Below are 13,989 nucleotides of genomic sequence, written 5' to 3'. Positions count from 1 at the left end.
ATTCTTTATTCTTTATTCTTTATTCTTTATTCTTTATTCTTTATTCTTTATTCTTTATTCTTTATTCTTTATTCTTTGTTCCGAGATTAATTCTCCTTTTTCGTAATTTTTGATGTTGGTGAGTTTTCCTTTTGCGGAATAAAATTTCCATTCTCCAAAATAAAACCAGTGCGTTTCAACCGAATTCGATTCTAATTTTGTTTTTCCTTTTGATTCTAATTTTCCGTTTTCGTAATAACTTCTTACGATACAAATTCCGTTTTTGTATTTTTCAGTCTTATAGACTTTTCCGTTGATATAGGATTTCCACTTTTTTACAGGAATATCATGTTTATAATATTCATACGATTTATAATTTATACTGTCTTGTGTATAATCATCAATCCAAACGCCTTCTTTTTTATGATCAATCTTCTGATTAATAGACTTGCTCTTACAACCCAAAAGCATTACTCCGCAAAAAAATAATAACAGAAAGTTTTTCATATTTCGAATTAATTCTACAGTTATAGACATTGTTCTACAAATGTAGAAATAAAAATCAAACGAGCAACTTTTTGACCAAAAAATTTTAATCAATTGAAATTTTACTATTGTTTATCAGGTTCCTGAATAGAAATTGGAAGATGAAATTCAGCCGCTACCACTTGGCCGTTTTTTAGTTTGCCAGGTATCCATTTTTGAGACAATTTTAGTACTCTCAAAGCCTCTGAACCGGTGCCGTAGCCGAGATCTTTAACGACTTTCATATTGGTTAGCGAGCCATCTTTTTGTACAATAAAAGTAACGCGTATGGTTCCTTTTATCACAATTCCTTCTGGTGTTGAGGCTACTTTAAACAATCCGCCTGCAAATTTATAAAACTCCGGCATACCTCCCGGATAAGTTGGTTTTTCGGTCAAATCTGCTGTTTGATAAAAGCCTCCTTTGGGTTTTATTTCTTTAATCGGAACAGATTTCGAGAGTGTGATTTCTTCAGACTCAGGCCCTCCTTTTTTAAGTTTTTCTATAATCTCTTCTTTGGATAATCTCCTGTGTTCTAGAAAAACATCTTGAAGCGCTTTTTTTTCTTGCAGGGTAAGAGCAGCAAATTTCTTTTCTGCGATAATAGTTCCTTTATCGTCTTTAATTTTAAAAGTAGTATTGGCATAATACGTTTCTATGTCACTTTGCATTTTTTGCATTTGTTCTGCAGTAGGTTTTGGCTTTGTTTCCTGAGCAGTGCTTCTGACATTGAAAAGCAAAACAAAAGTAAAACACAAAACTATTTTCATCTTGAAAACCAAATCTAATTTTGAGATCATAGTGGTATTTTTTTAGTTATTCTCTTATAAAAATACTAATTTAATTCAAATGCATTAAGTACAATCTTAAAATTTTAAATATCAAAAAAAGGAGTGGACAATGCGATTTAAAAAATTAACCGCAAAGAGCGCAAAGTTTTTTCAAGGTTACGACTATAAACACAAAGTTCGCAAAGCTATAGGATAAGCTTTGCGAACTTTTGTAAATCTTACTTAAAAAATCTTTTGCTCCCGATAGCTATCGGGATTGCGTAATTCTTAGCGCTCTTTGCGGTTAAAACTTATTTAGAAAGCTCCACAAAATACTTGTAAAACAACGGAATAGTCTCAATACCTTTTAAGTAATTGAAGATTCCGAAATGTTCGTTTGGCGAGTGAATGGCATCAGAATCTAAACCGAATCCCATTAAGATGGTTTTGCTTTTTAATTCTTTTTCAAACAAAGCCACAATCGGAATACTTCCTCCTGAACGAACCGGAATTGCAGGAACTCCAAAAGTTTCTGTATAGGCTTTATTTGCTGCCTGGTATCCAATACTATCAATTGGAGTAACATAACCCTGACCTCCGTGATGTGGCGTTACTTTTACAGTAACTCCAGCCGGAGCAATGCTTGTGAAGTGTTTCGTGAAAAGTTCTGTAATCTCAACCCAATCCTGATTTGGAACCAAACGCATGGAGATTTTAGCAAAAGCTTTACTTGCAATAACCGTTTTTGCACCTTCTCCTGTGTAACCGCCCCAGATTCCGTTTACGTCTAAAGTCGGACGGATGGAGTTGCGCTCGTTGGTTACATATCCTTTTTCGCCATAGACATCGTTTAAGTCTAATGCTTTTTTATATTTTTCTAAACTGAAAGGCGCTTTTGCCATTTCAGCTCTTTCTTCAGCAGATAATTCCTGAACTTTATCGTAGAATCCCGGAATTGTAATATGATTGTCTTCGTCATGCAAAGAAGCAATCATTTTAGCCAAAATATTAATTGGGTTCGCCACTGCTCCACCGTACAATCCTGAATGCAAATCGCGGTTTGGCCCCGTAACTTCTACCTCAACATAACTCAAACCTCTTAAACCTGTCGTAATTGATGGTTGTTGATTCGAAATCATTCCGGTATCTGAAATTAAAATAACGTCATTTTTCAGTTTTTCCTGATTGCGTTCTACGAACCAGGCTAAACTTGCCGAACCTACTTCTTCTTCACCTTCGATCATAAATTTCACGTTACAAGGCAAAGTGTTACTTTGTACCATATATTCCAACGCTTTTACGTGCATGTACATTTGTCCTTTGTCGTCGCAGGCACCACGCGCGAAGATTGCTCCATCAGGATGAATTTCGGTTGTTTTGATTACGGGTTCGAAAGGTGGCGATGTCCATAATTCCATTGGATCTGGCGGTTGAACATCATAATGTCCGTAAACTAAAACGGTAGGTAAATTTGGATCTATTATTTTCTCTCCATAGATAATTGGATAACCCGGAGTATCGCAAGTTTCGACAAAATCACAGCCTGCTTTTGATAAACTTTCTTTTACAGCCTCTGCTGTGTCGATAACATCTTGCGAATATGCAGTGTCGGCACTCACCGACGGAATTTTTAATAATTCGATCAACTCATTGATAAAGCGATCTTTATGTTGTTGAACGTACGACTTAATATTTTCCATTTAAATTATTTTTATAGAAATTCAAAAATACAAAAAAGAGAATTAATATTTTTTTTGAAAATTTTCTTTGAATATTCGAAAGTATGCTTATCTTTGCACCCACAATTACGCGGATATGGTGAAATTGGTAGACATGCCAGACTTAGGATCTGGTGCCGCAAGGCGTGTAGGTTCGAGTCCTATTATCCGCACTAAAAAAGCTTCTGAAGATATTCAGGAGCTTTTTTGTTTTGTGTGATTTTATATTACAAAATTTCTTATAAACGCACTCTATAAAGTTTTTAATTTTAAGAGCTTAGAAGTAAAACAAATCTAAACTTCAAACACTAAGTGTTTATTGATTAATAAGAATTATTTCTATATTTGACTTACTTTGATTGAAAACTTTCATACTAATAGGAATTTTTAATATGGCAACATTCGACCTTTTCTCAAAAAGACAAAAAAAACTTCGTGGTGAAATTCCTGAAGTCTATTCATATGAAAATATTCCTAAAGAATTGCGTGTACAAATTGTTCATATCATTAAAGAATCAATAGGAATTGATAAACAATATTATAATAGTCCAAATGAACCTGTAAAAGCATACAAACTTATACACAAAATATTATGTAAAGAATATGGAACATTTTCTTTAATGGGCAGATATTCTGATGAAGATAATGTATTAGATTTTTTATTGAACGAAAAAAATATTGAAAAAAATATTGATGTCATTGAATTGTGTTTCAGATTTATATTTAAAGTAATAAAAGAAAACTATCATGACTATACTCACAATACTGAAATAGAATTATCTCCTGATGAATCAATAAACGAGCTAAATGACAGGTTTAAAGAACATGGAATTGGTTATCAATTTGAAAGTGGTGATATAATTAGAGTTGATTCAACTTATGTTCATAGCGAAATCACAAAACCAACGCTCAGTTTGCTTTGGAATGAAAAATTTGATGGAGCAAATGAAGAATATTTAAAAGCTCACGAGCATTATAGACACGGAAGAAATAAAGAGTGCTTAACAGAATGTTTAAAAGCATTTGAAAGCACAATGAAAATAATTTGTAGCGAAAAAGGATGGGCTTTTAATGATACTGATACAGCAAAAAAATTAATTCAGGTTTGTTTCGAAAATAATTTAGTTCCTTCATTTACACAAAATCAATTTACATCTCTACAAAACTTGCTGGTAAGTGGAATTCCAACCATTCGTAATAAAGTTGGAGGTCACGGTCAAGGACAAATTCCCCAAAAAGTAGATGATGAGATGACGCGATATGGCCTTAATTTAACTGGGACAAACATTATTTTTTTGATTGAACTAAGCGGCATTAAATAATGAATAACATACTATCTTTTTTTGCAATTTTATCAGCTGTATCAACAGCTATATATACAATTATAACAATCAAAACTTTACGAGAAATAAAAAAGCAAAGAGAAACCACTTATCTCCCTCATGTAATTTTAGGGCAAAGTTCTTACACTATGAGTCGTGTTTCAGAAGAATCTAGGGAGGTCATTTTTGAAGATGATACAACTAAAATTAAACAAAAAAAATGTCTCCTAAATATTTATAATATCGGTTTAGCCTCTGCAAAAAATTTAAAATTTCAATTTCAAATTGACACCAATTATTATATAAATTTATTAAAAGAGAATCTGGAAAATTTTTCAACTAATGGTAAATTAGATGGTTTTCTATTTATTGATAGTAACTCTTTCAAAAGTGGGCATAATCTTCCTATCCAACTTTTAAAAGAAAAAGACTTCCTGTTACCTGTTAACATTGAAAAATCGTCTTATAAACTAGAATTACCTCCTTATTTCATTGAGCTTTTATCAATTTTAATTTTTGAAGTTGAAGACAACTATAATTTAGTTTCAGATCTTCCTAAACTACAAATAGAAATTAAATATGATGATTTGTACAATAAACAGCATATTAAAACATATTCCCTTAGTCTTAATATTTTTTCCATGACCAAAACGGATATTCATTTTGAAGTTATAAATAATTAATTCAGCTTATCAGTCACATTTTATTCAGCTTGTTTTCAAACTTAAACTTATGTTCCAAAAATCAACTTTTGCTATTGTCCTTCTTTTTATTCTAAATTCCTGTGCCGTTCAGCAAAAAAGTTTAGAAATAAACGATTGGTATGCTTTTACTAAAACAAATACAGCGCAACAAGAACCGTCAAAAGTATATGAATTCGCAGACGGAATGATTCGCATGCACGGAGAAGACCCTAGCTGTTTGATGACCAAAAAAAGCTATAAAAATTTTGAACTTACTCTAGAATACCGATGGAATCTTGACGAGAAATACAAAATGAAAGGTGTGAAAAACAGCGGCGTGATGTATAATATTCCGCTAGATGCCTCTGACAAAATCTGGCCAAAAGGAATTCAGTTTCAAATAAAAGAAAAGACTACCGGCGATTTTATCTTTTTGGATCAGGTAACAGCAAAAGTAAACGGAAAATTGGTTGAAGCTGGCGCGAGTGTAGTTTCGCCTAAATTTTTAGAAAATGAGAATCCGTATGGCGAATGGAATTCGGTTGTAATTAAATCTTTCAATGGAAAAATCACGCAATATTTAAACGGAAAACTAGTAAATGAATGCACCGAAGCTTCTTCTACTGAAGGTAAAATTTCTTTGAATTATGAGCGTTCGCCAATTGATTTCAAAAACATCAAAATAAAAAATATCTCGAAATAAATTTAAACAAAAAAATTCTTCCCAATTCTACGCAACCATTTTAACATTCAATCATCTATCTAAAAAAGATTGTTATGAAAAAAATGATTTGTTTCCTAATTCTGACTTTAGGAATTGTAGGTTGTTCTTCAGAAGAAAGTGCTCCCGCAGCGGAAAGCACTGATGTGAAATTTTACAACAAGACCGGCGAGGATATTGATAACTTGATTATCGGAAAAACTTTTATTGGTTCTTTAAAAAACGGAAGCTCGACGGCTTTCCTTGATATAAAGCAATTCCAACCTGATGGGGATCAGCCATCTGGGGAATTAAGTGGGATCTCAAACACCACAAAATTAACGCCGTCACCTTTTTATACACTACCTTGGGACTGGTGCGGCACGGGAAGAAGTGATGATTATAAAGACCCTACTGTTTTTGATGTTATCAAAATAACAAACAGCAACGGAACTACTAGCCTGTTTTTAGTAAAACATTACTAGAGAATATTTCAGTAAGAAAAAAAGGCACCTTTAAAAGACTTACCATTCAACCAACCATTTGATATTCAACTAACCAACTCAAAAATTACTATGAAAAAATTAATCTGTTTCCTGACTTTTACTTTAGGAATTCTTGGCTGTTCTTCTGATGAAGGTAAGACTGCAGATTCATTTGAGAAAATAGATGCCTATACCACTCAAAGCTTAACTGACATTTCCTTTATCAATAAAAATCAGGGAATAATTTCCGGCAGTTTGGGATTTTTAGCAAAAACCAATAATGGCGGAAAAACATGGGGTGTATTAAATATAGGAGATAAGCAAACATTAATGAGCGCTTTTATGCTAAATGAACAAAAATTCTACACCGCAAGAATAGATATGTTTGTTACTACAAATTCTGGCACTACGTTTAATAAAGTTGAAAGTATTTCGGGTGGTTCGACTATTTTTGATATTAAATTTTTTAATCCTTCTAAAGGGTTGCTTATAAGAGCTGGTTCGATACTAAAATCCAATGATTCTGGAAATACTTGGACAAAAAAGTATGATGGCTCTACTGTAGATAATTTAGTAATAACTTCAGATTTAGTTGCATATGCTTATGGCGGCTATACCAATAACATTATAGATAAAGGAATAATTGTCAAAACTCTTGATGGCGGCGAAACCTGGACCCAAACATTAACTTCAGATTCAGATATTACCTCTCTTTCCTTTATATCAGATAATATTGGTTATTACATTAATTTTAAACGTGACTTATACAAAACTAGTAACGGATCAACGAGTTGGACAAAAATAGCAAGCTTGCCTGGTTCCGTTTCTCCAACATCGATTTGTTTCATTAACGAAAATACTGGATACTTTTCAACATATGAAGGGAAAATTTATGAAACTAAAAATGGCGGCTTAAATTGGAAAATAGCTTACAATAAAACCACTGACCCAATCTTGAAAATTATTGCAAAAGATGGTGCTGTATATGCAATAGGAGATTATGGATTGTTTCTTAAGAAAAAATAAAAACCTTCATCTAAGGCTGGAAGCTAGTTTACTATTTTTAATTGAGATAACTCTTCTAGTTTGTCATTTCGACTGAAAGGAGAAATCGCACTCGAATATCGACAAAGATTAGCGCTTTTCGTTACGGAGTTTCTAGTGTGATTTCTCCTTTCAGTCGAAATGACAATACTTTGCGGTTACAGTATGAAAAAACTTTGCGAATCTGCGACTTTGCGAGAGATTCATAAGCATAATACTTTAAAAATTAATCTCGCAAAGTCGCGAAAGCGCAAAATTTATATTTTACTTTTTATCTAAAAGCGCCAAAACCTTATTCACATTAATTTCACTATAATCATTAATATAATAATGACAAGGAGGCAATTGTTCTTTTGTATGCGTACTCAAAACACCGACAACTTTCATTCCGGCATTTAATCCTGCTGTCACGCCCGAAAAAGAATCTTCGAAAACCACACAATCAGAAGGAGAAACACCAACACGTTCTGCTGATTTTAGATATACTTCAGGATTTGGTTTATGAAATTTTACGTCTTCGCTGGATAGCATAGAATCCATTTTGTCTGATATTTTTAAAGCGTTTGCAATCAAATCCAAATTCGCACGTGGCGCCGAGGTTGCAACAGCCGTTTTAAAGCCGCGCGATTTTAATTCGCTTAAAAAATCCAAATAATACGGAATAGTATCGACCTTGTCTTTATAAATTTCGCGGAACATTCCTTCTTTTTCATCTTCCAGTTTTACAAGTTCTTCTCCCGTAATCGGACGCTTAAAGAAATGCGTCATGATATAACCATTATGTTTTCCGTACATATGTTCTTCAAACTCTTGTGCTGAATGAGGAATTTGATATTTGTCGAAAAATGCCTCGAAAGCTTTTGCATGATGCGGATTAGTGTGAGAAATCACGCCATCCATATCAAAAATTACACATTGCTGCTTCATTATATATTTTTGTTTTTTTAACGGTTGCAAGATAGGGTAATAAAGCGGTATTCCACAGAGATTCGCGGAGGTTTTTCGCGGAGATTCGCTAAGATTTTTTTTTTTGAATCTCGCAATCCTGATAGCTATCGGGAGCGAAGACGCAAAGTTTTTTTGTCTCTCGCAGATTTAGCAGATTTATTTAAAGTATTAAATATCTGCGGAATCTGCTAAATCTGCGAGAGAATAAATTTTCGACTTTTTCGAAATTAGATCCGCTTCATTTTTGGAATTTGGAATTTAAAAAATTGGAATTTGCGTTTTCAGCCAATCCAAATTTTACTTTTAACCAAAGTCATAGTTTGTCTCAAATGTTGATTACAAGCAATCAAAATAATCAAAACGACCAAACCATAACCCACAATGGTATAAATCTCCATATCGGCTAATAAAGTCGCTTGTTTGGCAACTGTTCCAAAGACTTTTTTCAAGGCTAAACTATTTGCATTATCTGCAGAATATCCTTTTGCCATAAAACTCTGCGCCGTTGAAGCGATGGTTTGCTGCGCTTCAGGATTTTCGCCGGTTACAAACTGACTTAGTTTTAAAAAATGTTTTTTGTTTAAAAATACAGTCGCATTCTGCATAACGCAAAACCCAATTGTACTTCCCCAAAAACGCCCGGAAACGCCGACAATTCCCGAAGAAACCGCCATTTTTGCCGGGACCGAAGATGTAGTAAACAAGATTAACGGAACGAATAAAAATCCAACACCGATTCCTTGTAAAACATACGGAACGATAATGTCTGACAATGCTACATCGGGCACGAAAAGAAATGTAAACCAAAAATGGAACAACGCAATAAGCGAAAATCCAATGATGAAAATAACTTTGGTAGAAACAGATTTCATCAGAAAATAAGCAGCTAAAATTAGTCCGATTACATTTCCTAGTCCGTTAATGTATTGCACGCCCGCAACGCGCGACGGATCCCAATTCCAAATCGAAAACATCGCCGAATGACAAAGACTCAACGTCGCTCTACTGATGTAAAAAAGGAAAAACAATAAAAACCCGATTCGGAGATTAGCGTATTTAAAAACTTTAAAATCAAAAGTGGGTCTTTTTACCAAAAGTTCTTTAAAGATGAATAATCCGCCTGTAATCAAAGCAATCATTAACATTAAAACCATTTCAGAAGAATCAAACCAATATTTTTTCTCGGCATACACAAAAAAGTAAGCACCGCAAAGAATGGCAGTTAAAACCAAAAAATAACTCATCCAGTCGATTTGATACAACGGAATTTTCTTTGTGATTCGGTGCCCACGAAAAGTAACTAAGATTAAAAAGACATTCAAAACCTGCAATCCGCCCGAAACATATAACATGTATTTCCAATCGTAATGATCCAGAAACCAAACCGCAATGTTCATAATAAAAGGCGTTGACAATAACAGCGAACCGTAATAAAAGGAGAAACCAATTATAATAGCGTTTTTAGAGTTAAATTGCTCTATCAATAACTGCCTGATTGTAATTACCGGAAGTGCCATTAAGATTCCTTCGACAATTCGCAGCATTAAAAAGAGATAAAAATTGGTAATATACGCCGATGAAACAATCGTAATTCCGATCAAGGAATAAACCGCCATCAGGTAATTTTTTGCAGGAAAAAAACTCGAAAATCGACTTTCGATCAAAATCGTTGCCAGCAAAGTTCCGTACGTAACACACATTGCAAACTGCAAATCCTCGGGCTCAATGTCCAGAAAACTCGCTGCATAGGTAACGTTTGAAGTATAAACGCCCAATAAAATCATGGAATGCAACAAACAGACAAACAAAATAATAATGATTGCCCATTTTGGAACCCAGGATTTAAAAATACTTTTATCTTCCATTTTAGTGGTGTTCGGCGATAACGGTGATATTCATTCCGGCTCTTAAAAAATCGGTTTGTTTGTCGTTGTCTTTTAACTGAATTCTAACCGGAATTCTTTGTTCGATTTTTACGAAGTTTCCTGTTGCATTATCTGGAGGAAGCAATGAAAATCTTGCACCACTCGCAGGCGATAGCGAAGTAATAATTCCTTTAAATTCTTTATCATTTAAGGCATCAGCTTTTATTTCTACTTCCTGTCCAACGGTTAAATATTGCAATTGGGTTTCTTTAAAATTAGCCGTAATCCATTTTTCTTTGCTTACAATCGAAAGCAATGATTGGCCTTCTTTTACCAATTGTCCAGGCTGTAAAGTTCGTTTTCCAACCCAACCATCATAAGGCGCAGTAATTATCGTGTACGAAAGAAATAGTGCAGCATTATCAGCAAGAGCTTGTTTTGAAGCAATATTTGTTTGTGTTGTCGGAACATTCGCTTCAGCAACAGAAGTACTTAAGGTCGCCGAATGAATTCTGTTTTTCATTTCATCAAAATGCGCCTGCGCCGATTCATAATCTGCTTTTACTTTTTCTAATTGCTGAGACGTTGCCGCTTCCTCTTTTACCAAAGCTTTATACCTTTCGTATTCCAGTTTTGTTTTCCAAAGATTCGATTTTGCGCCTTCTAATTGCGATTCATTAATCGCCGTTGCACTTGCCGTTGTAACTGCATTTTTTTGAGCCACAACGCTATTTTGCTGTGCATTTTGAACATCGGCAAGCGCCACATTCAATTTTGATTTGTATTCACGATTGTCAATAATTACTAAAGTATCGCCTTTATGCACAAACTGATTTTCGTTAAAACGAACTTCCTGCACATAACCCGTAATTCTCGACATAATTGGTGTTACGTATTGCTCGACCTGCGCGTCATTGGTTTCTTCGTGGTTTCTATTGAACACGTAAAACCAAATTCCCAAAATAATTCCGCTCGCAACCAAAGCACAAGCAATTATTGTTATTAGTATATGAAACGTTCTGTTTCTTCTAGTTTCATTCTTTATCTTAACCATAAACTCTATATCTTTTGTCTATTTTCTATTCTCTATATTCTAAGCCTTGTCTCTTGCTTCTTGCTTCTTGCCTCTTTCTTCTATAAAGTCTAACTCTGAGGCATAATCCCAGCCGTATGAAGCAACTCATAATGTTTTAAAACCGCATCCAATCGGGTAGAAATTTTGTTGTATTTCGCCTGAAGCAAAGCATTATCAGCATCAACCATTTCGGTAATTAAAACCAATTGATTTAAGTATTTCAGCTTTACAATTCGATAGTTTTCATCGGCTAAATCCAAAGCTTTGTCCACAACCACAAATTTTTCAAGGATTTCCTGATATTGAGTATGTTCTTTATAAAGCTGATCCTGAATCTCCTCTTTTATAATTTCAGACTGCATTTGTTGCCATTCGATTTTTGTATTCGCTTGTGCTACTTTCGTTTTGTTTTTATATAAAGAAGAAATATCAAAACTCGCCTCAATTCCCACTTGACCTAAAGTATACAAATACGGATTTGGCGGAAAAAATTTATAGTTTGGATAATAAAAACCATAATTCCCAAAGAAGTTTACTGTTGGCAGATAATTTCCTTTAACCAATTGCAATTCTGTTTTTTTGATATTCAATTCCTGGCTTGCGATTCGCATTTCTTCATTAGTGAAAGCTTTTTCCAAATAAAAATCATACGGATCCAAACCGTTCATTTCATCCAGATTAGACGTTGTGTCGATTGCTATTTCTTCGTTTTCCGGAAGCTGAATTAAAGTTTTCAGATCATGAAGTGCAATTTTTATGTTTTTGGAATTAGTCAACGCACTTAATTCACGATCCGAAAGCTGCAACTCGGCTCTAATCACTTCATTTTTTGTAACCGTTCCGTGTTTTTGAAGCGACTGTACTTCTTTCAATCGGCTTTTTTCTTCTTTGATGTTTTCTTCAAAAATTTTCTGAAGTTCCATCATTTTATAAATCGAAAGATAATTGGCCACGACTTCCAACTCGACATCATTTTCGGTCTTTTCAGTTTTTATTTTAGCGATTTCGCTTTCCTGATTGGCAATTTTGATGGCATTATTGATCTTATTACCTGCATAAATTGGCATTTTAAAAGTTGAATTTACCTGATAAATTTCAGGAATTGCTTTTGTGACTTCTTTGCCATTCAGGAAACCGCTTCCTTTGAATTCCGTAATATTCGTAATTCTGGAATACTCACCGTTTAATTCGATGTCCGGCAAACGAAGTTCTTTTCTTTCTTTGATGTTTTGTTCTGAGAGCGTAGTCTCTAATTGCGATCTAAGGATTTTTTTGTTGTTTTCTTTTGCCAGCTTCAAAGCTTCATTTAATGAAACGGAATGAATTTCCTGAGCTTTTGCACTATTAAATCCTATTAGAATTAGAAATAATAACAGGCTTTTGAGAAAACAATCTTCTGTAGAATTTGTTGTTTTAAGGAACATGAGTACATAAATAATTTATGGTGCAAAGTTCCCACATTATTTTATTGACTGATAATTCTAAAAAGTCAATAACATATTCATTTCGGACAAATGTTAAAATTGTGTTTTCCGAAAACGATATATTAAAACATTGAAAGACAATTTATTATAAAATACATTTGGTTTGAGATCTTTCACGCTCCCAATAGCTATCGTGATAAAAGGATTTAAGCAGATCAACGAGATTTTTATTTTAAATGGGCAGAATTAAAATAATTATTTAACACATAGAAACATAGGTTTATTTTATTGGATAAAGATTAAAATAAATGATACATCATTTACACATAGCTTTGTTTGTTAATACAAGTGAAACGCCTTTTAACGCAACAAAAAGCTATGTTTCTATGTGTTTAAATTATTCGCTAATCTGCGTGAAATAAAACTATTTACTTTCTTTCTAAAATCTCTTCTCTATTTAAGTAATCGGAAGGTCTTTGTCCTAAAATTTTGAAGAATGTGTTGCTGAAAGTTGGAACACTATTATAACCAACTTCTTGCGCTACCTCTTTTACTGAAAGTTTTCTTTCTAACAAAAGTTCGATAGCTTTTAAGATTCTTCGGATGGTATAATATTGAATGAAAGACATTTTAAGATCTTTCTGAAACAAGCGATACAAAGAACGCTCGCTGTAACCAAATTCATGAGCAACTTCTGAAAATAAAATCGTTTCGCCGAGATTATTCTCAATATGTCTAAGGATTTTCCCAAGCCGTTTGTCTTTTGGTTGTGGCAATTCTAAAGGTAGATTATTAGTACAAATTTGAGGAAGAATCGCTTTTATCGCTTTCGCAATGGTAAAATTTGGAGAACCTTTTTTCAAATCACCATTCCACTGATTGGTAAAGAGCATCATTTGAAGCAGTAAATTGTTGACCGGATAAATACCTTCGTTTTTATAAAACTCGTTTTCATCTTTCTCAACCGGAAAATATAGATTTCGCATCATCACATGTTCCGACTTTGGTTCAATACTGTGCTCCAAACCCGCCGGAATCCAGATAAAATGTCTTGCGGGTAAAAAGTAAGACTTCGTTTCGGTTGTCACAAAAACCACATCGCCTTCGGCATATAACATTTGTGCTTTATCGTGTTTATGCCATGGAACAAATAATTCGCCCATTATATCATGATGACAGTAAATGCTTTTTTTATCAGCATCTACTTTCTTGATGTAATATTTGTCGACTTTAAAAGTTGATTGTTCCATAATATAAAGATAGGAAGAAATTTAACCGCAAAGCACGCAAGGATTTTTTCTAAGATTGCGCTCATAAACGCAAAGTTCGCAAAGCTATGTGGATATAAACTTTGCGAACTTTGCGTAAATCTTAGCGCTCTTTGCGGTTAAATTCTAAATCCCTATAAAAAACAAAAAAGCCTTTCCGTTAAGAAAGGCTTCTTCCAATAT

Annotated in this window: 13 protein-coding genes and 1 tRNA gene; 6 read left to right on the top strand and 8 right to left on the bottom strand. The window is 33.8% G+C overall.

Features of this window, described 5'->3' with window-relative positions:
• Positions 1–54: 54 nt before the first annotated feature.
• The 3 genes from AC1RRN_RS17170 to AC1RRN_RS17160 form a co-directional block, all read right to left on the bottom strand.
• On the bottom strand, positions 55–516 hold the full coding sequence (locus AC1RRN_RS17170) for a toxin-antitoxin system YwqK family antitoxin (RefSeq protein ID WP_492968466.1): 462 nt from the start codon (positions 514–516) through the stop codon (positions 55–57).
• A 74-nt stretch (positions 517–590) separates the two neighbouring features.
• Entirely contained in the window at positions 591–1,304 is a 714-nt protein-coding gene (locus tag AC1RRN_RS17165; protein ID WP_492968465.1) for an energy transducer TonB, read from the bottom strand.
• 281 nt (positions 1,305–1,585) lie between these two features.
• Positions 1,586–2,974 carry a dipeptidase gene (locus AC1RRN_RS17160; RefSeq protein WP_492968464.1) on the bottom strand — a complete coding sequence of 463 codons (1,389 nt, stop codon included), beginning with the start codon at positions 2,972–2,974 and terminating at the stop codon, positions 1,586–1,588.
• A 109-nt stretch (positions 2,975–3,083) separates the two neighbouring features.
• Here AC1RRN_RS17160 and AC1RRN_RS17155 point away from each other — a divergent pair.
• The 6 genes from AC1RRN_RS17155 (at position 3,084) to AC1RRN_RS17130 (ending at position 7,208) form a co-directional block, all read left to right on the top strand.
• Positions 3,084–3,165: transfer RNA gene (locus AC1RRN_RS17155), tRNA-Leu, on the top strand.
• 186 nt (positions 3,166–3,351) lie between these two features.
• On the top strand, positions 3,352–4,314 hold the full coding sequence (locus AC1RRN_RS17150; protein WP_492968463.1) for an abortive infection family protein: 963 nt from the start codon (positions 3,352–3,354) through the stop codon (positions 4,312–4,314).
• Positions 4,314–4,997, top strand: coding sequence for a hypothetical protein (locus AC1RRN_RS17145; protein ID WP_492968462.1), 684 nt, complete (start codon positions 4,314–4,316; stop codon positions 4,995–4,997). The genes AC1RRN_RS17150 and AC1RRN_RS17145 overlap by 1 nt, the downstream gene beginning before the upstream one ends.
• Positions 4,998–5,046: 49 nt before the next feature.
• The gene (locus AC1RRN_RS17140; RefSeq protein WP_492968461.1) at positions 5,047–5,700 is read left to right on the top strand and encodes a 3-keto-disaccharide hydrolase; all 654 of its coding nucleotides are present in this window, start codon (positions 5,047–5,049) and stop codon (positions 5,698–5,700) included.
• A gap of 74 nt (positions 5,701–5,774) precedes the next feature.
• The gene (locus AC1RRN_RS17135; protein WP_492968460.1) at positions 5,775–6,182 is read left to right on the top strand and encodes a hypothetical protein; all 408 of its coding nucleotides are present in this window, start codon (positions 5,775–5,777) and stop codon (positions 6,180–6,182) included.
• Between the two features lie 90 nt (positions 6,183–6,272).
• Positions 6,273–7,208 carry a WD40/YVTN/BNR-like repeat-containing protein gene (locus AC1RRN_RS17130; RefSeq protein WP_492968459.1) on the top strand — a complete coding sequence of 312 codons (936 nt, stop codon included), beginning with the start codon at positions 6,273–6,275 and terminating at the stop codon, positions 7,206–7,208.
• Between the two features lie 282 nt (positions 7,209–7,490).
• On the opposite strand, the gene AC1RRN_RS17125 is transcribed toward AC1RRN_RS17130, so the two are convergent.
• The 5 genes from AC1RRN_RS17125 to AC1RRN_RS17105 all read right to left on the bottom strand — a co-directional run bounded on the left by AC1RRN_RS17125 (position 7,491) and on the right by AC1RRN_RS17105 (position 13,788).
• Positions 7,491–8,153 carry an HAD family hydrolase gene (locus AC1RRN_RS17125; RefSeq protein ID WP_492968458.1) on the bottom strand — a complete coding sequence of 221 codons (663 nt, stop codon included), beginning with the start codon at positions 8,151–8,153 and terminating at the stop codon, positions 7,491–7,493.
• Positions 8,154–8,455: 302 nt separating this feature from the next.
• Positions 8,456–10,039: an MFS transporter gene (locus AC1RRN_RS17120; protein WP_492968457.1), complete on the bottom strand. Its 1,584-nt coding sequence runs from the start codon at positions 10,037–10,039 to the stop codon at positions 8,456–8,458.
• Position 10,040: 1 nt separating this feature from the next.
• Positions 10,041–11,093 (bottom strand): HlyD family secretion protein, encoded by a 1,053-nt coding sequence (locus AC1RRN_RS17115; protein WP_492968456.1) that lies wholly within the window; start codon positions 11,091–11,093, stop codon positions 10,041–10,043.
• 89 nt (positions 11,094–11,182) lie between these two features.
• Positions 11,183–12,538 carry a TolC family protein gene (locus AC1RRN_RS17110; protein ID WP_492968455.1) on the bottom strand — a complete coding sequence of 452 codons (1,356 nt, stop codon included), beginning with the start codon at positions 12,536–12,538 and terminating at the stop codon, positions 11,183–11,185.
• A gap of 428 nt (positions 12,539–12,966) precedes the next feature.
• On the bottom strand, positions 12,967–13,788 hold the full coding sequence (locus tag AC1RRN_RS17105) for a helix-turn-helix domain-containing protein (protein WP_492968454.1): 822 nt from the start codon (positions 13,786–13,788) through the stop codon (positions 12,967–12,969).
• Positions 13,789–13,989: the final 201 nt, after the last annotated feature.

The sequence above is a fragment of the Flavobacterium sp. GW821-FHT11G01 genome (assembly GCF_058808175.1).
The sequence above is the reverse complement of the archived record's forward strand: the minus strand, read 5'-3'. Positions and strand labels throughout refer to the sequence as shown.